Source organism: Kosakonia sp. MH5 (assembly GCF_009935945.1).
GTDB lineage: Bacteria > Pseudomonadota > Gammaproteobacteria > Enterobacterales > Enterobacteriaceae > Kosakonia > Kosakonia radicincitans.
Window position 1 is genome coordinate 278,167 of the sequence record NZ_QODH01000005.1, and the last position, 19,444, is coordinate 297,610.

Consider the following 19,444-nt stretch of genomic DNA (forward strand, 5'->3'; position numbering starts at 1 on the left):
ATCAGGAGAATTTATGTTTCGACACGTAAAACAACTACAGTACACCGTACGCGTCAGCGAGCCAAACCCAGGGCTGGCGAACCTCTTACTGGAACAGTTCGGCGGCCCGCAAGGCGAGCTGGCGGCCGCCTGCCGTTATTTCACTCAGGGTCTGGGTGATGACGATGTGGGCCGCAAAGAGATGTTGATGGATATTGCCACCGAAGAATTAAGCCATCTGGAAATTATTGGAACTCTGGTCGGCATGCTGAATAAAGGCGCGAAAGGCGAACTGGCCGAAGGGACAGAAAAAGAGGCGGAACTTTATCGCTCTTTAACCGCCAATGGCAATGACAGCCATATTACCTCGCTGTTATATGGCGGCGGCCCTGCCCTGACGAATTCCGGTGGCGTGCCGTGGACGGCGGCTTATATTGATACCATTGGCGAAGTCACGGCGGATATGCGCTCCAATATTGCGGCGGAAGCGCGCGCGAAAATTATTTACGAGCGGCTGATTAATGTCACGGACGATCCGGGTGTTAAAGATGCGCTGAGTTTCCTGATGACGCGAGAAGCGGCGCATCAGCTCTCCTTCGAGAAAGCGCTCTATTCCATCCGTAATAACTTTCCGCCAGGTAAATTGCCGCCCATCGAACAGTACAGCAATGTGTACTACAACATGTCCGAGGGCGACGATCCGCGCGGAAGCTGGAACAGCGACGAGAACTTCGACTACGTGGCCGATCCGCAACCTGCCGTGGATGGCGGCGATGGCCTCGCCACGGTACAACTCAACGATAAACAGCGCGCGCTGGTGAAAGCGATGGCGAAGCGTACGCAATCCGATCCCGGCGTTGATCCGCTGACCGGTGCAGAGCTGGGTAGCGGAGAGCCGCAAGAGAAATAATACTTACTGATAACCTGTCGTATTCACCCCTTAGCTTAGGGGTGTTTTTTTTGTGGGGTAACCGGGCATGTTCGAATTCGATGCATTCCATCTGGCAAGGCTTCAGTTCGCCTTTACGGTCTCGTTTCACATTATTTTTCCTGCTATCACCATCGGGCTCGCCAGCTATCTGGTGGTGCTTGAAGGGTTATGGCTGAAAACCAAAAATCCCGACTGGCGCGCGATGTATCACTTCTGGTTGAAGATCTTCGCCGTCAACTTCGGCATGGGCGTGGTCTCCGGGCTGGTAATGGCTTATCAGTTTGGTACCAACTGGAGCGGCTTTTCCCAATTTGCCGGCAGTATTACCGGGCCATTGCTCACCTATGAGGTGCTGACCGCCTTCTTCCTTGAAGCGGGTTTTCTCGGCGTCATGCTGTTTGGCTGGAATAAAGTGGGGCCGGGGCTGCACTTTTTCGCTACCTGCATGGTGGCGCTGGGCACGCTGATGTCCACGTTCTGGATCCTTGCCTCTAATAGCTGGATGCATACGCCGCAAGGGTTTGCCATTGAAAATGGTCAGGTGATCCCTGTCGACTGGTTCGCAGTCATTTTTAACCCCTCGTTCCCGTACCGTTTACTGCATATGACCATTGCCGCGTTCCTCAGCACTGCCCTCTTCGTTGGCGCTTCCGCTGCCTGGCACTTGCTGCACCGCAATGACACACCGGCAATCCGCAAAATGTTGTCGATGGCGATGTGGATGGCGCTGGCCGTTGCGCCACTGCAGGCCTTTATTGGCGATATGCATGGCCTGAACACACTGAAGCATCAGCCCGCGAAGATCGCCGCCATTGAGGGGCACTGGGAAAATCCGCCCGGTGAAGCCACGCCGTTGTTGTTGTTTGGCTTGCCGGATATGGAACAAGAGCGCACGCGATACGCGGTGGAAATCCCTTCTCTCGGCAGCCTGATCCTCACCCACTCGCTGCATGAACAAGTGCCTGCGCTGAAAGATTTCCCGAAAGCGGATCGGCCCAACTCCACCATTGTCTTCTGGTCATTTCGTCTGATGGTCGGGATGGGGCTATTGATGATCGCGCTCGGCGTTGCCGCTTTGTGGTTACGTTTTCGCCAGCGGCTTTATGCATCGCGCCCCTTCCTGTACTTCGCGCTGTGCATGGGCCCGGCGGGGTTGATTGCCATTCTTGCTGGTTGGGTGACCACCGAAGTCGGTCGGCAACCCTGGGTCGTCTATGGGCTGCTGCGCACGGCGGATGCGGTTTCCCTGCACAGCACCTTACAGATGAGCCTGAGCCTGCTGGCCTTTATCGTGGTGTACACCTCAGTCTTCGGCGTCGGCTACAGCTATATGGTGCGGTTGATTAAGAAAGGACCGCAGCCCTGGGATGAACACGCAACCGACGGCAGACCGGCGCGCCCGCTCTCTGCGGCGGGTGAAAGTTTGCAGGCGGAGGAGAAAAAATAATGGGCATCGATTTATCGCTTATCTGGTTTGTCATCATCGTCTTTGCCACGCTGATGTATATCGTGATGGACGGCTTCGATCTGGGCATCGGTATTCTTTTCCCGGCGATTCAGGACGGCGGCGAACGGGACGTTATGGTGAACAGCGTCGCGCCGGTGTGGGATGGTAACGAAACCTGGCTGGTGCTCGGCGGCGCCGGGCTTTTCGGTGCGTTTCCTCTTGCTTATGCGGTGATCGCCGATGCGCTGGCCATTCCGCTGACATTAATGTTGATCGGTCTTATTTTTCGCGGCGTGGCGTTTGAGTTTCGTTTTAAAGCCACGCCGAATCACAAACCGTTCTGGGATAAGTCCTTTCTAGCCGGATCGCTGCTGGCGACCTTTATGCAGGGCGTGGTGGTCGGCGCGGTGATCAACGGTTTTGCCGTCACCGGCCGCACCTTCAGCGGCGGTTCGCTCGACTGGCTGACGCCCTTTAACCTGTTCTGCGGCATTGGGCTGATCATCACGTATGGCCTGCTGGGCGCCAGCTGGCTGGTGATGAAAAGTGAAGGAAACCTGCAACAGAAAATGCGTGTTGTCGCCAGAACGCTGTTGCTGGCGCTGCTGGTAGCGATGGCCGCGATCAGCCTGTGGACGCCGCTTTCCCATGCGGCGATCGCCGAACGCTGGTTCAGCCAGCCGAATATCTGGTTTTTTGCCCCGGTTCCGCTGCTGGTGATCCTCTTCAGCGTCTGGTTATGGCATACGCTGAGCAACGTGCAATACCATATTTTGCCGTTCGTTTTGACGCTGGGGCTGGTTTTCCTCGGCTTTAGCGGGCTGGGCATCAGTATCTGGCCGCATATTATTCCACCGGATATCACGCTGTGGCAGGCCGCCGCGCCGCCGCAAAGCCAGGGCTTTATGCTGGTTGGTGCCCTGCTGATTATTCCGGTGATCCTGGTTTATACCTTCTGGAGCTACTACGTGTTTCGCGGAAAAATCCAGCATGGCGCGGGGTATCACTGATGTCATTTAAACGTATCGCACCGAAAATCATGTGGTTTGTTGGGCTGTGGTTTGCCAGCGTGCTGGCCCTGTTTCTCGTCAGCTCTGTGCTCAGGCTGCTGATGTCAATGGCCGGGCTACGCGCGTAAGGCAACGCGGGAAGGTTTACTCAATCTTGCCGCTGAAAACGCGAAATCCCCAGCTGTTATAAAGCAGCGTAATGGGCGCCAGTAACGCAAAACTGATCAATAGAAATTTTTGCGTTTCTGGCGGCGCGGCCGCCTGGTGAATCATCACATTAACCGGAACGATAAACGGAAACAGGGTAAACACCAGCGCGCCCAACGCACAGCTCACCAGCACGAGGATCGCCGCCAGCGGCATAAACGCGTAGCGCCGCGCAAGGCTGAACCCTAACCCGGCGGCGGCGATTACCGCCACGCTGAGCAGCGGCAGCCACAGCCACGGGTTCAGCAGATGGCGACGCCAGGTTTCCTGTAAGTGCCCCGTCCAGAAGAGTAATCCCGCCACCAGTAACGCGGCGAGCACGCCAAGCGGCAGGATCGCGCGCCTGCCCCACTGTTGCAATGCTCCAGTGCAGCGCCAGTTCAACCAGCCGGCCCCCATCAGGCAGTAACCGACCACCAGTGCCAGCGCACAATACAGAGGAAACGGGCTGAACCACTCGCCGCCGGTGCCGTTAAACTGCTGGCCGTCATTCGGAATACCCTCGATCAGACAGCCAACAATGGTGCCCTGCGCGAGGCTCGCCAGTAATGAGCCGCCCACCAGCATCGCATCGAACAGGCGTGGGGCGTGGTGACGATACTCGATCGCCATCCCACGCACGACCAGCGCCAGCAGCATGGCAAAAACCGGGACATGCAGCGCGCTGAGAATAATGGCGTACGCCAGCGGGAACAGCCCGAGCAGCCCGCCTGCCGCCAGCACCAGCCAGGTTTCGTTACCGTCCCACACCGGCAGCAATGAGAGATTAATCGTCTTGCGGGAAGCGGCATCGCGCTGCAATCCACACAGCATACCGGTGCCGAGATCGGTGCCATCAAGCAGCACGTAGATCCACACGCTCAGCACCAGCGCCGCCGCCGACAGCGTTTGCAGCCAGGGTAACCCCAACACGTCACTCATTCATCGGTTCCTCTTCCCGTGCGTTGCGCCACTTCCGGCATTGCGCTCTCTTCGTCTGGCTGCGGCGGGTGCGCGAGCAAACGCAGAAGAAACCACAGCCCGAGGCTGAACAGCAGCAGATAAACGGTGACGGTCGTCGCCAGAGAACCCAGCAGTAAACCCGGAGCTATCGGCGATGCGCTTTCGTCGGTGCGCAGCAGGCCATATACCGTCCACGGCTGGCGTCCGGCTTCCGTCACCACCCAGCCCGCCAGCATGGCGATAAACCCGGCGGGTGCCATCAGCACCATCAGTTTATGCAGCCAGCGCGCGCGCCACAGACGGCCGCGCAGGCGCACCACCAGCCCGGCAATACCCGCCGTGGCCATCAACAGACCAAGGCCGACCATCAGGCGAAAAGACCAGAACACCAGCGGTACCCACGGTCGCTCGTCGGCGGGGTATTGATTGAGGCTATGAATGGTACCGCTCAGGTTATGGCGCAGATAGAGCGAACCGATATCAGGGATGGCGACTTCATAACGGTTACGCTGTTCGGCCATATCCGGCAGCGCAAACAGCCGCATCGGCTCGCCTTCGCCCGGCGGCGGCGGGTTCCAGCTCCCTTCCATCGCCGCCAGTTTTACCGGCTGGTGATCGCGGGTGTTTTCGCCATGCAGATCGCCAAGCACGATTTGCAGCGGTGCCATTACCACCAGCATCCACATGCCGAGAGAGAACATTTTGCGCGCCGCCGGATGACGCGCATCGCGCAGCAAATGCCATGCGCCGCTGGCCGCCACCAGGCAGGCGGTGCCGAGCAGCGCGGCCGCCACCATGTGCGCCATCCGCCACGGAAACGACGGGTTAAAAATGACTGTCCACCAGTCCACGGGACGAAAGCGTCCATCCGCGCCGATGGCAAAACCGTCCGGCGTTTGCATCCACGAATTCGCCGCGAGGATCCAGAAAGCACTGAAAAACGATCCCAGCGCCACAATGCAGGTCGCCATAAAATGGACCCACGGCCGCACCTTGCCCATGCCGAACAGCATCACGCCCATAAAACCGGCTTCAAGAAAGAACGCCACCAGCACTTCCATATAGAGCATCGGTCCGAGCACCGCGCCTGTCCGGCTCGCCAGCCCGCTCCAGTTGGTACCAAAAGCAAACTCCATCACCACGCCGGTCACCACGCCGACGGCAACATTAAGGGCGAAGATTTTGCTCCAGTAGCGCCACAGGCTGAGCCAGACCTGCTGCCTGCGCCAAAGCCACATCCCTTCCAGTAGCATCAGAAACTGCGCGAGGCCAATGGTGAACGCCGCCAGCACGATATGAAAGCCGATGGTAAAAGCAAATTGCGTACGCGCCAGCAGCAGGGCCGTTTCCGGGCTGATGTCAGGCATCGCTGGGCTTACCGGTAAAGGCGGAGATCGGCTTGTCTACCGGCTCCTCCATCCGCCGGGAAAACGCCGCCAGCCCATGGAGCAGCGGCCGTAACGCACGCCACAGATCGTCATCCTGCAACATCTTCCACGCCCCGTGTACGCCGGGCGCTTTTTCCTCATCATCCGCTTTTGGCTGGCTTATCACCTCTGCCAAATCACGCAGGCCAAAGGCCAGTTTATAGACGCGATCCGGCGGCAGTGAAGAGAGCGCCATCAGCATCAGCGAGATATTCTGGATGGCATTCAGCGTACCCTGGCGCTGCAAGCCGTTGACGAGGATCTGCGCGACTTCGTTGTTCGCCGCGACCAGATCGTTCAGTAACCGCAGCACGCCGTGCTGGTGCAGGGTTTCCAGCAGGCGATCCAGTTCTTCGTGGGCGTCCGGCCCGATTTTTGCCGGTTCCGGCTGATACTCAATCGATTTCGCCATTAAAATTTCTCCGGATGAGGTTCATGTTCCGGCGGCTCGCGGTAATCGTCGCGACGCCATTTCGCTTCCACCGGCACCCCGGTGATGGGGGTACGCTTACCGTGGCGGAAGTTATGTTCCGGTAAAGGATTGGGATGGGGCGTTCTGTCGAGCGCGTCGAGGCGGATAGCGATCTCTTTATAGGCTGGCGTATTCACCGCCGGATCGTGATGTTCGCCGGTCAACTGATTGATGCCCTCTTTACCCTGGTGAATCGAGATAAACAGCACCTTGCCCTGCACCCGTTCGGTGACCACCACCGGAACCTCCAGCGCGCCACGGCGGGAACTCAGCCTGACCCAGTCGCCGGTGTTCAGGCTGCGGCCAGCCGCCAGTTCGGGGCTGATTTCAACATACCATTCGGGGGAAAGGCTGGTGGTGCGCCCGCCTCTGCCGCTCTGGTTGGTGGACTGAAAGTGCTCCAGCATGCGGCCATTATTCAGCAGCAGATCGTAGTCGGCATCCGCCTCTTCCGCCGGGGGCTGCCAGCTCACCGGATAGAGCGTGGCGCGGCCATCCGCGCTTTTGAATGTGTCGGTATAAAGCAGCGGCGTGCTGCTGCCATCCGCCTTCACCGGCCAGAGTTGCGATTTCCAGCCCTCCAGCCGCTCATAGCTGACACCCGCAAAACTCCCGGCGATGCTTGCCACCTCGGCCATAATTTGCCCCGGATGGGTATAGCCCCAGTCGAAGCCCATCCGCGCGGCAAGCTGAGTCAGGATCAGCCAGTCCGGGCGGCTGTCGCCGAGCGGTGGCATCACCGGGTAGAAACGCTGAATGCGCCGTTCAGTGTTAACAAACGAACCCTCTTTCTCCACGCTGGGACAGCCTGGCAGCACCACGTCAGCGAACTGCGCGGTGCGGCTGAGAAACAGATCCTGCACCACCAGAAAATCCAGCTCGCTAAATCCCTGGTGCACATTGGTGGTATCGGCATCGGAAAAGGCCGTCTCCTCGCCAATCACATACATCGCGCGAAGCTGGTCGCTTCTGGCGAGTTTGACCATCATGAAATTGTCTTCGCCCACCTCCAGCGAAAGCCGCTGCGGGTCTACGCCCCAGGCGCGTGCCCACTTTTCGCGCACTTGCGGATCGCTGACCGATTCATATCCCGGATAGAAATTTTTCAGACAGCCAAAATCGCTGGCTCCCTGCACATTGTTATGCCCGCGCATCGGATAACCGCCGGTGCCCGGCCGCCCGTAGTTGCCGGTCACCAGCAGCAGGTTGGAGAGCGCGGTGCTGGTATCTGCGCCGTGGCTGTGCTGGGTGATGCCCATCGCCCACATGATGCAGACGCTGCCCGCGCGGCCAATCCGCTCCGCCGCCCCACGCAGATCCGCTTCCGGAATGCCGGTAATTTGCGCGGCATAATCGAGGGTGAAGGGTTCAAGCGAGCGGCGGTACGCCTCGACATTGTTAACGCGCTGCGAGAGAAACGCCTCGTCGGCGTAGCCATGGTCAAACATATAGCGGGACATTGCCGAGGCCCAGACCAGATCGGTACCGGGGTGAATACGCAGATGCTGATCGGCGCGTTCGGCCATTTCATGGCGGCGCGGATCGACCACCAGCCACTGTTGGCCGCGCTGTTTTTTCGCGGCCTTCAGCCGTGAAGCAATCACCGGATGGTTTTCTGCCGTATTGCTGCCGACAATCACCACCAGCTCCGCCTGCGCCAGATCCGCAATGGTGCCCGCATCGCCGCCATAACCCACGGTACGAAACAGCCCTTCGGTGGCCGGGTTCTGGCAGTAGCGCGAGGAGTTATCGACGCTATTGGTGCCGATAATCAGCCGGGCGATTTTTTGCGTCAGGTAGGCTTCTTCATTACTGCCTTTGCTGGAACCAATAAAACCGATACTGTCCGGCCCGGTTTCATCGCGGATCTCCAGCAGCCGTCTGGCGACCAGATCCAGCGCCTCCTCCCAGGAAGCAGGCCGGAAGTGGTCGTTTTCGCGGATCAGCGGCGTGGTCAGCCGCTCCGGGCTGTTAATAAAATCCCAGGCGAATTTCCCCTTCACGCAGGTGGAGATGCCGTTGACGGGCGCGTCGGTGACGGGCTGGACTTTCAGCAGATGGCGATCGCGCGTCCACATCTCAAAGCTGCATCCCACGCCGCAGTAGGTGCAGACCGTTTTGGTGCGTTTAATCTCCTGCTGGCGCAGTTGGGTATCGATCACAGACACCCCGGAAACGATCTCCGCGCCGATGGTATTTTCCAGCGCCTTCACCACATTAATTAACGGGCGTTTCAGCGACTGGCGCATCGAGGTAAACGGCCCGGCATCGGGCTGCATGGTTTTTTCCAGCAGCGCGTTACAGGGGCAAACCGTGACGCAATGGCCGCAACTGACGCAACTGGAACCCGCAATCCGCGTGCCGCCATCCCACAAAACGCGCGGATGCTCCTGCGTGTAATCAATGCTCAGCGTTTCGTTCACTTCCACATTCTGGCAGGCTTCCACGCAGCGACCGCACAGGATGCACTGATCGGGATCGTAGGTGTAAAACGGGTTGGATTCGTCCTTCACGTAGGGTTTACGCTGCCACGCATAGCGCTGGATCGGCAGATGCATGTCCACCATGGTGTTGTGCAACGTACAGTCGCCGGTGTTGTGTTCGCAGACCGTGCAGTAGAGCTCATGTTTCGCCAGCAGGCGATCCATTCCCTCTTCGCGGGCGGCGCTGGCGTGCGGGTTGGCGCTGTTGATCACCAGGCCTTCGTGGCTGCGTAGCGTACAGCCGCGCACCAGTTTCCCCGCCTGTTCCACCCAGCACACATCGCAGGTTTGCAGCGGCTCCAGCGCCGGGTGGTAGCAGACATGGGGTAAGGTCCTGTTGCAGGCATCGAGAAAATCGATCAGGGGGATGTCCGCCGGGCCAACAAGGGCCTGGCCGTCGTAAATTACGGTACATTTTTGCAGGCTCATTTTGCTTCCTCAGACCCATCCTCTACGCCCGTTCCCGTCTGCGGGGAAATGTTCACCTTCCGCGTGTGTACGCAGCGAGTTTTTTTACATGACGTATCGATGATGTTTAAAAATAGCCGCTACAACATGGCGGCCAAAATGTCAGGCGGTCATCGCCTTATCCAGAGATATTTAGGTATTTTCTTATGCCGTTAAAAAAGGCCACGCGTGTGGCCCTGTTCATGATTATTTTTTTGGCGGAACGGGTTTTTTATCGCCGGATTCCGGTGCTTCATGGGGATCGTCTTTTTCAACCTGTAACATTGTTACCTCCTCATTATTTACGCAGATTTTTCACTATAGCCAGGTACGGGAAAAAACAGCCAGGCGGCAGCAGGCAGATTATATTTCCCGCTGCGCTTGTTTTATTTCAGTATGCGCTCTTCAGCATTTAGTCCGATTCAGCTAATAAGCGAATTAATCGACCGAGGGCATAATTAGTGGCCTCTTTGATATTCGCTTCGCTGTCGCCGGTAAACTGTTTCACCCGGGTATGCACGCTGTTGTCGGCTAGCTGCCAGGCAAACCAGATCGTGCCCGCTGGCGTGCCATCTTCGCCACCGTCCGGCCCGGCGTAGCCGCTGACCGCAATGCCGATATGCGCCTGCGACTGGCGCACTGCGCCCGCCGCCATCTCGATAACGGCCTGTTCGCTTACCGCCGTGTGCGCGGTAAGGGTTTCGCGACTGACGCCAAGCATGATCATCTTGGCTTCGTCGGTAAAGGTCACAAACCCGCTGCCATAGAACGACGGGGTATTCTCCGCTGCGCACAACGACGAGGCGATCATCCCGCCGGTGCAGGACTCCGCCGTCGCCAGTTGCAGCTTCTTTTCCGTTAACAACCGCCCCAGTTCATTGGCAATAGATAACGAAGGTGTGGTCATCAAATCGCTCTCCAGAGTAAAGGCACAGACGCCGCAGCGCCTGCGCCTGGATCAGACGGTGGCTTTTTCCGCATTCATGCCGGGCACGAGGATCACTTTGCGGCACTCTTCCTGGCGTTTTTCGAAGATTTCATACCCGCGCGCCGCCTCTTCCAGTGGCATGTGGTGGGTAATAATCTCCTCCGGCTTCAGGTGTCCCTGTTCGACAAGCGCCAGCAATTCCGGCAGCCAGGCATGAACATGTGTCTGCCCCATTTTGAAGGTCAGCCCTTTATCGAAAGCGTCGCCGAACATAAAGCCGTGGATAAACCCGGCGTAGACGCCCGGCACACTGACGATGCCGCCACGCCGCACCGCGGCGATACATTGCCGTAGCGCTTTCCCGCTGCTGCCCTCAATTTTGAGCGTACTCAGCACGGTTTCCGTGATGCTGCCTTTCGCTTCAAAGCCCACAGCATCTATCACCGCATCAACGCCCCGGTTACCCGGCGTATTTTCGATAATCCACGCTGCGGGATCGTCGTTTTTATCGAAATTAATCGGGATCGCGCCATAGCGTTGCCGGGCAAACTCCAGCCGGTAATCGTTGTGATCGACGATAAAAATCTGCTCAGCGCCTTTAAAGCGCGCGCAGGCCGCCGTCAGCAACCCCACCGGCCCGGCACCGTAAATGGCCACCCGCGAGCCCGGTTTCACTTCAGCATTGATCACCGCCTGCCAGGCCGTCGGCAGAATATCGGAGAGGAACAGCACCTTCTCATCCGGCAGAATGTCCGGGACTTTAAAAGGCCCGGTGTTGGCTTTCGGCACGCGGACATACTCCGCCTGCCCGCCCGGAACACCGCCGTACAGGCTGCTGTAGCCAAACAGCGCGGCGGGCGGCGTGATACTCTTGCGATTCAGCGCCGCGCCCTGCCCGCTGTTGGTGCTTTCACAGGCCGAATATTGCTGCAACCGACAGAAAAAACAGTCGCCGCAGGCGATCACAAACGGGATCACCACGCGATCGCCCTTGCTGACGTTTTTCACTTCCGGCCCGGCTTCGACAACCTCGCCCATAAATTCGTGGCCGAAGATATCGCCATGATGCGTACCCGGAATTTTGCCGCGGTACAGATGCAAATCGGAGCCACAAATCGCCGTCGCGGTCACGCGCAGAATGATGTCGTCCGGGGCGGCTAACCCCGGATCGTCGACGTTCTCGACTTTGACGCTATGAGGTCCGTGATACGTTAATGCTTTCACAGGCGATTCTCCTGACGTTGATAAAAGAGAGCTGCGCGTTACACGGTTCCTGTACCACCGTCAGAACACCAGACCTGGCCTGACGCATAGCTGTTTTCAGACGAAGCCAGAGTGACATACAGCGGTGCAATCTCTGCTGGCTGGCCTGGACGGCCGAGCGGCGCGGAGGCACCAAATTGCTCGATTTTTTCCTGCGGCTGCCCGCCGCAACACTGCAGCACCGTCCAGTATGGGCCTGGCGCAACGGCGTTCACGCGGATCCCTTTCGGCCCCAGCTGTTTGGCGAGGGATTTGGTAAACGTCGCAATAGCCGCTTTGGTCTGGGCGTAATCAAGCAGTATTTCGCTCGGTTCGTACGCCTGAACGGAGGTGGTATTAATAATTGCCGCCCCGCGCGACATCTTTTTCAGCGCGGCTTTCGTTATCCAGAACATGGCGTAGACGTTGGTTTTGAACGTGGCGTCAAACGCTTCAGTGGTGAGATCTTCTATCGATTCACAGAACTGCTGACGCCCGGCGTTATTCACCAGCAGATCCAGCCCACCTAACGCTTCGCTGGCCTGCTCCACTAATTGCTGGCAGAACGTTTCGTCGCGGATATCGCCAGGGATCGCCACCGCCTTGCGCCCGGCTTCTTTGATCAGGGCAATCACTTCCCGCGCATCGTCCTCTTCCGCTGGCAGATAGTTGATAGCCACATCGGCCCCTTCGCGGGCAAAGGCAATGGCAACAGCGCGACCAATACCGGAATCCCCGCCGGTGATCAGCGCCTTACGGCCATTCAGCCGACCGCTGCCCTGGTAACTTTTTTCACCGTGATCGGGACGCGGCTCCATTTTCCCGGCCAGGCCAGGGAACGGCTGTTTTTGATGTGGAAATGGCGGAACCGGGTAGTTTTCGGTATTAGTCTGATTTGTGGTGTGCTTCGGGTTATTTATGCTATCCATTCGCTTACCTCTCAATGTTTAATTACCACGAACATAAAGGGTAGAACAAAAATAGCGATGAATGAAAATAACGAAGCTGAAAATAATATCTCACCGCTTACGGCACCTAATTTACCGCCTCGCTTTGCAATATTGTGGAATATAGTCTCTGCAGCGTCTATACCCTTTTAAATAGCTAAACGATACAGTGGAGAGATATGGGATATTTGGCGTGGACGGCAGCAACCGGCTGTTTATTATTATTGATGTCACTCTCTTATGGCTGGATAAACCGTGCACCGGTGTCGGTTTTTGGCCTTTATCTTTTGGTGGGTATTGCCTGCGGCCCCTGGGTATTTAATATTCTCAATATTGATATTGCCGCGCACGCCACGCTGACCAGCCGGGTTACGGAAATCGCCATGGCGGCTTCGCTGTTTATTACCGGGCTAAAAATTCGCCTGCCGCTGACGTCACCTTACTGGAAGATGGGGATCAAACTGGCGCTGCCCGGCATGTTGCTCACTATCGGCGGAATGATGCTGGTCGCCCATTTCATGGCCGATCTCTCCTGGCCACTGTCGCTGGCGCTTGCCGCGATCCTCGCCCCGACCGATCCGGTGCTGGCAAGCCTGGTCTCCATCAACGATGCCAGAGATGGCGACCAGCTCCGAATCGCCCTTTCCAGCGAAGCCGGGCTGAATGACGGCACCGCTCTGCCATTTTTGATGCTGGCGCTGATCTGGCATCGGGCAGGCGGCAGTATCAGCACCAATGAGTGGCTTAGCTGGCTGAGCATCGATCTGCTCTGGGCACTGGTGGGCGGGCTGGCTATCGGTTTTTTGCTGGGACGCAGCATCGGGCTTATCGCCACCCGCTCGCGGCATGCTCAGGGCGAAGTGGCACCCAGCGATTTTGTCGCGCTATCGCTGATCTGTCTCAGTTTTTCCCTTGCCATGGCCGTCAGCGCCTCCGGTTTTCTTGCCGCGTTTGCCGCCGGGGTTGGGCTGCGCAGCGCCGAAGTTAGCGTGCAAAAAAAGCATCCGGATCAGAAAGAGGTTGAGCACGACTTACCGGCAGAAATGCAGGTCAATCCCCACGCGCGTCACGCGCTGGCAGAACATAACCCGATCAAATCGGTGGGGCTGGTGATTGGCGATGCGCTCTCCTTTGGCGATACGGTTGAGCGGATATTTGCGGCGGTGCTGGTGATTATTCTGGGCGTCACGCTGGCACAGCACTGGGATATGCCCGCCCTGGTGCTGGCTTTCATGCTGTTCGTCATTATTCGACCGCTGTCGGTGCTGCTGCTGACCTGGCGTTCGGGAGAGTCGCTGTTTCACCGTCTGAGCCTCGGATGGCTGGGGATCCGCGGCATCGGCAGCCTGAATTATATTGCGTATGCGTATATGCACGGGCTGGACAGCGCCCGCGCGGGCGAACTGGCCGATATCGCCATTACGATAGTGACCTTCAGCGTACTGATCCATGGCATATCGGTCACCCCGTTACTGACGCTGCGCCGCAAACGGGAGCAGGATTAAGATATGAACCCGATGCATCTTACATAAGAGAAACTGTATTAAAAACGTCTCGTTAAAACGCAAAAAAGGAGGACAGAATATTATTTTCTGGTGATGTTTTTGATATTAATTGGGATTTATCTGAATTGAAATTACTATCGAATTCCCGGAACCTGCACATACTAAAGAGTTACTTTATGTTCTTTCGCATAATATCAGGAACGACACTCGCCATTCTGTTAGCTTTATCACCTTTATCTCACGCAGTAAATTCAGCACCCACTGTTCAGGAAGGCGACTGGGTCGCCAACGAATTTACCTTTAATAGCGGTGAAAAACTCAACGATCTGCGTATTCATTACTACACGCTCGGCGATCGCAGCAAACCTGCGGTATTACTCCTGCACGGAACGAACCAGCCGATTAAAGCGTTGCTGGCGCCAGGATTTGCCGGTGAGTTATTTGCCCCCGGCGCAGCGCTCGATAGCAGTAAATATTTCATCATCATCCCGGAAAGTATTGGCTCGGGGAAATCCTCCAAACCGTCAGATGGTTTGCGCATGAACTTTCCGCACTACGATTATGACGATATGGTGACCGCACAATATCGCTTAATTAAAGAAGGCCTCGGTATTTCGCATTTGCGCCTGGTGATGGGTTATTCAATGGGCGGTATGCAGACCTGGCTGTGGGGAGAAAAATACCCGACGATGATGGATGCGCTGGTGCCGATGGCCTCGCAGCCTAACGAGCTTTCTGGCCGTAACTGGATGATGCGGCGCATGTTAATTGAGTCGATCAAAGCCGATCCGGCCTGGGCGCAGGGCAATTACCAGCAGCAACCGCCTGCGCTGAAGACCGCCAATATTATGTTCAGTATTGCCACCACCGGCGGCACGCTGAATTACCAGCATAAAGCGCCAACCCGCGCCCTGGCCGATAAACTGGTGGATGAGCGTCTGGCCGCACCGGTCACTGCGGATGCCAACGACTTTATTTATATCTGGGGCTCCTCGGCGAACTATAACGCTTTACCAGCGTTAAACCGTATTACCGCGCCGATGCTGATCATTAACTCCGCCGATGACGAGCGTAATCCGGTAGAAACCGGGATCCTCAGTGGCGAACTCCACAAAATAAAACAGGCTGAGCTTTTTCTTATTCCGGCCAGCGTGGAAACCAGCGGCCACGGCACCATGATGTCGGCAAAATTTTACCGCGACAAACTGCGCGCTTTTTTGGCCGCCACACCTCAACGGCAGGATAAAAAGTAATTTCTTTACCCAGGCAGTGACGCACGTTGCTTCCTGATTTTTCGCATAACAACGTTATTTTCACCCCTCTTTTCTTTTTTCATTCATCGGTAACAGGGAAAACGCTATGTTTCGTCGAATAAAGATCCGTACTGCTCTTAGCATGATGATATTTTCACTGACGGCCTTATTACTGTTCGTGGGTATTCTGGGATTGGTGGCGGTACAGTCCGGGAATAAATCCTTTGCCCGCGTCGATACGGAAGTCTTACCCGGTCTGGTTGCCTTAAATGAAAGTTCCGAGCTATTACTGCGTGGTCGTCTGGATTTACGCTTGTATGAATCGCTGGTCGGTAACGGCGAAACCGAGAAAGCCAACGTGGCGCTGGAGCGCGCACGCGGCAAAATTGATAGCGCCAGCGGCAAATGGCAGGAGTACCTGAAATATCCGCAATCGGCTGAAGAGCAAGTTATCGCCAATGAAATGGCCACCACCCGCGCCGCGCTGATGAATGAATTTATCGATCCGGCCTTTGCGGCGCTGAAAGCGGGCAAACTTGACGAATATCGCCAGCGCGCCGGGAAATCAACCGCGCTGTATGCGGCATTTGATAAGGCCTCCAAATCGCTGGTCGCGTTTAAAATTAAAAGCATTGACCACGCCTATGATGACTCCAACAACCGCGTTAAACGCATGGAGTTTGTTCTCTACTTCTCTATTGCCTGTGCGCTGGTACTGGCGGGCCTGGCCTGGTCGGTGATGACCAACCTGATTGTCAAACCGCTCAATAACGTGATAACCGTGTTTGACCGTATTGCCGAGGGCGATTTGCGCGCGCGCATTGATGTTGCCGGGAAAAACGAAATCGCCCAACTCTTCGCCGCCGTACGGCGTATGCGTGATGGTCTGGAGAATATGGTACGCATGGTGCGTAACGGTACGGATGCCATCGGCTCCGGCGTGGAAGAGATTACTTCCGGCAATATCGATCTCTCCAGCCGTACCGAGCAACAGGCCGCCTCGCTGGATGAAACCGCCTCCAGCATGGAGCAGATTATGGCGACGGTAAAAAATAACGAAGACAACACGCGTAAAGCGAACGAACTGTCGCAAAAAGCCTCGAACACCGCTTCGCGTGGCGCAACCGTGGTTTCGGAAGTGGTTTCTACCATGAATGCTATCGAAAAAAGCTCTGCGCAAATTGGCGATATTGTCGGAGTGATTGATGGAATTGCCTTCCAGACCAACCTGCTGGCGCTGAACGCCGCCGTTGAAGCAGCCCGTGCCGGGGAAGCCGGACGCGGCTTCGCGGTGGTGGCATCGGAAGTGCGCGTGCTGGCGCAGCGCAGCGCCACGGCAGCAAAAGAGATTGGCACGATGATCAGTGATTCACTTAGCCGCATCGAACAGGGGTCCGGGCTGGTGAAAGAAGCTGGCGCGACAATGAACGAAGTGATGGTCGATGTGAAAAAAGTGGTCGAGATCATGGATGACGTGATGCTGGCTTCCGGCGAGCAGACGCGCGGTATTTCACAGATGAATATCGCCATTCATCAGATGGACGGCGTTACTCAGCAGAACGCCTCGCTGGTTTCCGAAGTCGCGACCGCGGCCAGTTCCCTGCAACAGCAGGTGGTGAATTTGCAGCAGTCTGTCACACGCTTCCTGGTCGATGACGCATCGCAGCAGTCAGGAAATGGCCGCCACGCCGGACCGCAGGGAATGGCGCTGGCTAACGCCAATTAAGGAAGTTTGCACGACAACATCCACGCTACGGCGTGGATGTTTTTCTCCCCGTCACCGCCCCCGCGCAAAAAACACAGCCCTCTTCCGCCAACAATCAGCGCGCCGCCGGACCGCTTTTTGCTTGACCTTGCCCCGGTGCCTGCCCGTACTATCAGCGCCATATATCATCAAAATTAATGGTTGGCGTACACATGGAACAGGTTGAACACGGTGATAATGCGTTGCTGCTAAGCGAGTGGCAGGATTTGCTGAACCAGACTTCGCCGCAGGTTCACGGCATTTTGACTGCACTCAGTGATGAGGAAATCCGTCATCTGGTGACCGCTTTTTATGACTACATGCTTTCACATCCTGAAAGTGAACTGTTTTTAAATACCGATCAGGTCAGCTCGCGGCTCAGCCACAGTATGTTCCACTGGTTGCGCAGCGTGCTCGGCAGCGCCAGTGAAGATCTGCCGCAACTGTTAGAGAATCAGCGGGCAATTGGCATTGTACATGCGCGCATTGGCTTACCGCTGGATCTGGTGGCGCGCGGCGCGCGCAAGCTCAAGAATGAGCTTTATCATCTGCTTCAGGCCAAAGCGACCATTCCCGCCTCGCTGCTCAGCGATACCCTCTGTTTCAGTAGCCTGGCGATGGATACAGCCATCGAAGCGATGACGGTCTCCTGGTCGCCGGGCTATCAAAACTCCATGCAGGCGCAGGAGCAGTATCGCCTGTTATCCATTTATGACGACGTGAACGTTGAGCGCGAACGACAGATTAACGCGCTGACCAGCTGGGAAAATCAGTTTATCTACAATATCGCTACTGGCTTACCGGCGGCGGACATTATCACCTTGTCGGCGTCGGAATTCGGTATGTGGCTGGCGCATAAGGGCCGTTATTTGCTGGGTAATCAGGAGATGCTGGCCAGCATTGATGAGCTGATTAAACAGGCGGACGATCGGCTGGTACGGATGCGGGCCAGCGAAGAGGTACTGACTGCGGAGTCGCGCCTGAGCCTGTTACAGGCCATCCGGCAGCTTACCGGGCAGATCCATCGTCTCCTTGCGGCGATGTTTGACGCACTGGTGGAGCTGGAGAACGGCAAAGATCCGCTGACGCAACTGTTTAACCGCCGCTTTATTCCGACCATTATGCGGCGGGAAATTTCGCTGGCGCTAAATGTGCGTAAACCGTTTGTGCTGGCGATGATCGACATTGATTATTTCAAGAAAATCAATGACAGCTTTGGCCACAATGCGGGCGATATTACGCTGAAAAGCGTGGCGACGGTGATTTTTGACCACTTCCGCAGCAGCGATTATGTGTTCCGCTATGGCGGCGAGGAGTTTATGGTGCTGCTGGTGGAATCGGATCTGTCGCAGGCGCGCATTATGCTGGAAACCTTACGCGCAAAAATCGCCGGGCTGGCGATTGAAGTCGCACCCGGTAAACCCATTTCCGTCACCGTCAGCATCGGCCTTGCGGAATTTGATTATCATCCGGATTACAAACGGTTAATTGAGAAAGCGGACCGCGCGCTGTACGCGGCTAAAAGCCACGGGCGCAACCGGCTGGAAACGAGCCGGAACTGAGTATCACCCGTTCCGGCTCTTTGACTTAACGGTAAACAATACCGCCATCAATCAGAATTGACTGCCCGGTGACATAATCGGAATCCGGGCCAGCCAGATAAGAGACCAGGCTTGCGACATCATCCGGTGTTTCGGCGCGGCCAAGCGCGATACCGCCAACGTATTTGTTCCAGGTTTCGCCAATCGCGGCACCGGTGATTTCTGAGAAGCGTTTATCGATTTCTGTCCACATGCCCGTGCCGACAATCCCCGGGCAATAAGCATTTACCGTGATCCCACGGCTGGCGTACTCTTTCGCCGCCGTTTGCGTCAGCGCACGCACAGCAAATTTCGTTGCGGAGTAGATGCCGAGCAGGGCAAAGCCATCATGCCCGGCAATAGAACAGGCATTGATAATTTTCCCTTTCTGTTTGCGGTCGATAAATTTTTTCGCCGCCGCCTGGATGCCCCACAGCGTTCCCTGCACGTTGATCCGCATAATGCGATCGACCTCTTCCGGCGTCACATCGGCCAGTGCCTGCACCTGCGCGATACCGGCGTTGTTGACGATAATATCGAAGCCGCCAAGCTGGCTTTCCGCCTGGTTGACGGCCTCATACACCTGCTCGCGATCGGCGATATCAGCCACGAAAGTGGCAACCTGACGTCCCAGTGCTTTTACCTCTGCGGCAACCGCGTCCAGCCCTTCGCGTTTAACATCAACCAGCATCAGCGACGCTCCATCCTTTGCCAGACGCAAAGCAATACCCCGGCCAATTCCCTGACCCGCGCCGGTGACCAGAGCAACTTTATTTTCGATAGCCATAATCTCTACTTACCTCATCCTGATTAACAGTTATTCTGCCCGCTGGCGCACAGTCTTTTGGGCAAAACAGCCTGACTATGCACCGACGGTGGATGGTGATTTACTCTATAGAC

General features: G+C 56.6%; 16 protein-coding genes. 8 read left to right on the top strand and 8 right to left on the bottom strand.

What is annotated here, in order from left to right; translation table 11 throughout:
* The first annotated feature begins 13 nt into the window (after nucleotides 1-13).
* The 4 genes from DK872_RS15825 to DK872_RS15840 all read left to right on the top strand — a co-directional run bounded on the left by DK872_RS15825 (nucleotide 14) and on the right by DK872_RS15840 (nucleotide 3,495).
* Nucleotides 14-889, top strand: coding sequence for a manganese catalase family protein (locus DK872_RS15825; RefSeq protein WP_007371784.1), 876 nt, complete (start codon nucleotides 14-16; stop codon nucleotides 887-889).
* 67 nt (nucleotides 890-956) lie between these two features.
* Nucleotides 957-2,357, top strand: coding sequence for a cytochrome ubiquinol oxidase subunit I (locus tag DK872_RS15830; protein ID WP_007371783.1), 1,401 nt, complete (start codon nucleotides 957-959; stop codon nucleotides 2,355-2,357).
* Nucleotides 2,357-3,367, top strand: coding sequence for a cytochrome d ubiquinol oxidase subunit II (cydB, locus tag DK872_RS15835; RefSeq protein WP_071920917.1), 1,011 nt, complete (start codon nucleotides 2,357-2,359; stop codon nucleotides 3,365-3,367). Before DK872_RS15830 ends, cydB begins: the two co-directional genes overlap by 1 nt.
* Nucleotides 3,367-3,495, top strand: coding sequence for a DUF2474 family protein (locus tag DK872_RS15840; protein ID WP_082934097.1), 129 nt, complete (start codon nucleotides 3,367-3,369; stop codon nucleotides 3,493-3,495). The genes cydB and DK872_RS15840 overlap by 1 nt, the downstream gene beginning before the upstream one ends.
* A gap of 16 nt (nucleotides 3,496-3,511) precedes the next feature.
* On the opposite strand, the gene DK872_RS15845 is transcribed toward DK872_RS15840, so the two are convergent.
* The 7 genes from DK872_RS15845 to DK872_RS15875 all read right to left on the bottom strand — a co-directional run bounded on the left by DK872_RS15845 (nucleotide 3,512) and on the right by DK872_RS15875 (nucleotide 12,444).
* Nucleotides 3,512-4,495 (bottom strand): cytochrome d ubiquinol oxidase subunit II, encoded by a 984-nt coding sequence (locus DK872_RS15845; RefSeq protein WP_161518522.1) that lies wholly within the window; start codon nucleotides 4,493-4,495, stop codon nucleotides 3,512-3,514.
* Nucleotides 4,492-5,883 carry a cytochrome ubiquinol oxidase subunit I gene (locus tag DK872_RS15850; protein WP_035888565.1) on the bottom strand — a complete coding sequence of 464 codons (1,392 nt, stop codon included), beginning with the start codon at nucleotides 5,881-5,883 and terminating at the stop codon, nucleotides 4,492-4,494. Before DK872_RS15850 ends, DK872_RS15845 begins: the two co-directional genes overlap by 4 nt.
* Entirely contained in the window at nucleotides 5,876-6,355 is a 480-nt protein-coding gene (locus DK872_RS15855) for a DUF1641 domain-containing protein (protein WP_035888569.1), read from the bottom strand. Before DK872_RS15855 ends, DK872_RS15850 begins: the two co-directional genes overlap by 8 nt.
* A complete protein-coding gene (gene fdhF / locus DK872_RS15860) occupies nucleotides 6,355-9,327 on the bottom strand; it encodes a formate dehydrogenase subunit alpha (protein ID WP_161518523.1) in 2,973 nt (990 codons plus the stop codon). The genes DK872_RS15855 and fdhF overlap by 1 nt, the downstream gene beginning before the upstream one ends.
* 430 nt (nucleotides 9,328-9,757) lie before the next feature.
* Nucleotides 9,758-10,252: a 2-oxo-tetronate isomerase gene (locus DK872_RS15865; protein WP_051644036.1), complete on the bottom strand. Its 495-nt coding sequence runs from the start codon at nucleotides 10,250-10,252 to the stop codon at nucleotides 9,758-9,760.
* Between the two features lie 51 nt (nucleotides 10,253-10,303).
* Nucleotides 10,304-11,497 carry a zinc-dependent alcohol dehydrogenase gene (locus tag DK872_RS15870; RefSeq protein WP_071920921.1) on the bottom strand — a complete coding sequence of 398 codons (1,194 nt, stop codon included), beginning with the start codon at nucleotides 11,495-11,497 and terminating at the stop codon, nucleotides 10,304-10,306.
* A gap of 38 nt (nucleotides 11,498-11,535) precedes the next feature.
* A complete protein-coding gene (locus tag DK872_RS15875; RefSeq protein ID WP_007371773.1) occupies nucleotides 11,536-12,444 on the bottom strand; it encodes an SDR family oxidoreductase in 909 nt (302 codons plus the stop codon).
* A gap of 197 nt (nucleotides 12,445-12,641) precedes the next feature.
* Here DK872_RS15875 and DK872_RS15880 point away from each other — a divergent pair, with 197 nt between their 5' ends.
* The 4 genes from DK872_RS15880 to DK872_RS15895 all read left to right on the top strand — a co-directional run bounded on the left by DK872_RS15880 (nucleotide 12,642) and on the right by DK872_RS15895 (nucleotide 18,526).
* Nucleotides 12,642-13,967, top strand: a complete 1,326-nt coding sequence (locus DK872_RS15880; RefSeq protein ID WP_161518524.1) for a sodium:proton antiporter — start codon at nucleotides 12,642-12,644, stop codon at nucleotides 13,965-13,967.
* A 176-nt stretch (nucleotides 13,968-14,143) separates the two neighbouring features.
* Nucleotides 14,144-15,220, top strand: a complete 1,077-nt coding sequence (locus tag DK872_RS15885; protein ID WP_161518525.1) for an alpha/beta fold hydrolase — start codon at nucleotides 14,144-14,146, stop codon at nucleotides 15,218-15,220.
* A gap of 106 nt (nucleotides 15,221-15,326) precedes the next feature.
* Nucleotides 15,327-16,946, top strand: a complete 1,620-nt coding sequence (locus DK872_RS15890; RefSeq protein ID WP_071920925.1) for a methyl-accepting chemotaxis protein — start codon at nucleotides 15,327-15,329, stop codon at nucleotides 16,944-16,946.
* Between the two features lie 191 nt (nucleotides 16,947-17,137).
* Nucleotides 17,138-18,526, top strand: coding sequence for a diguanylate cyclase (locus DK872_RS15895; RefSeq protein WP_149288710.1), 1,389 nt, complete (start codon nucleotides 17,138-17,140; stop codon nucleotides 18,524-18,526).
* A 25-nt stretch (nucleotides 18,527-18,551) separates the two neighbouring features.
* On the opposite strand, the gene DK872_RS15900 is transcribed toward DK872_RS15895, so the two are convergent.
* A complete protein-coding gene (locus DK872_RS15900) occupies nucleotides 18,552-19,331 on the bottom strand; it encodes an acetoin reductase (protein WP_007371767.1) in 780 nt (259 codons plus the stop codon).
* Nucleotides 19,332-19,444 lie beyond the last annotated feature (113 nt).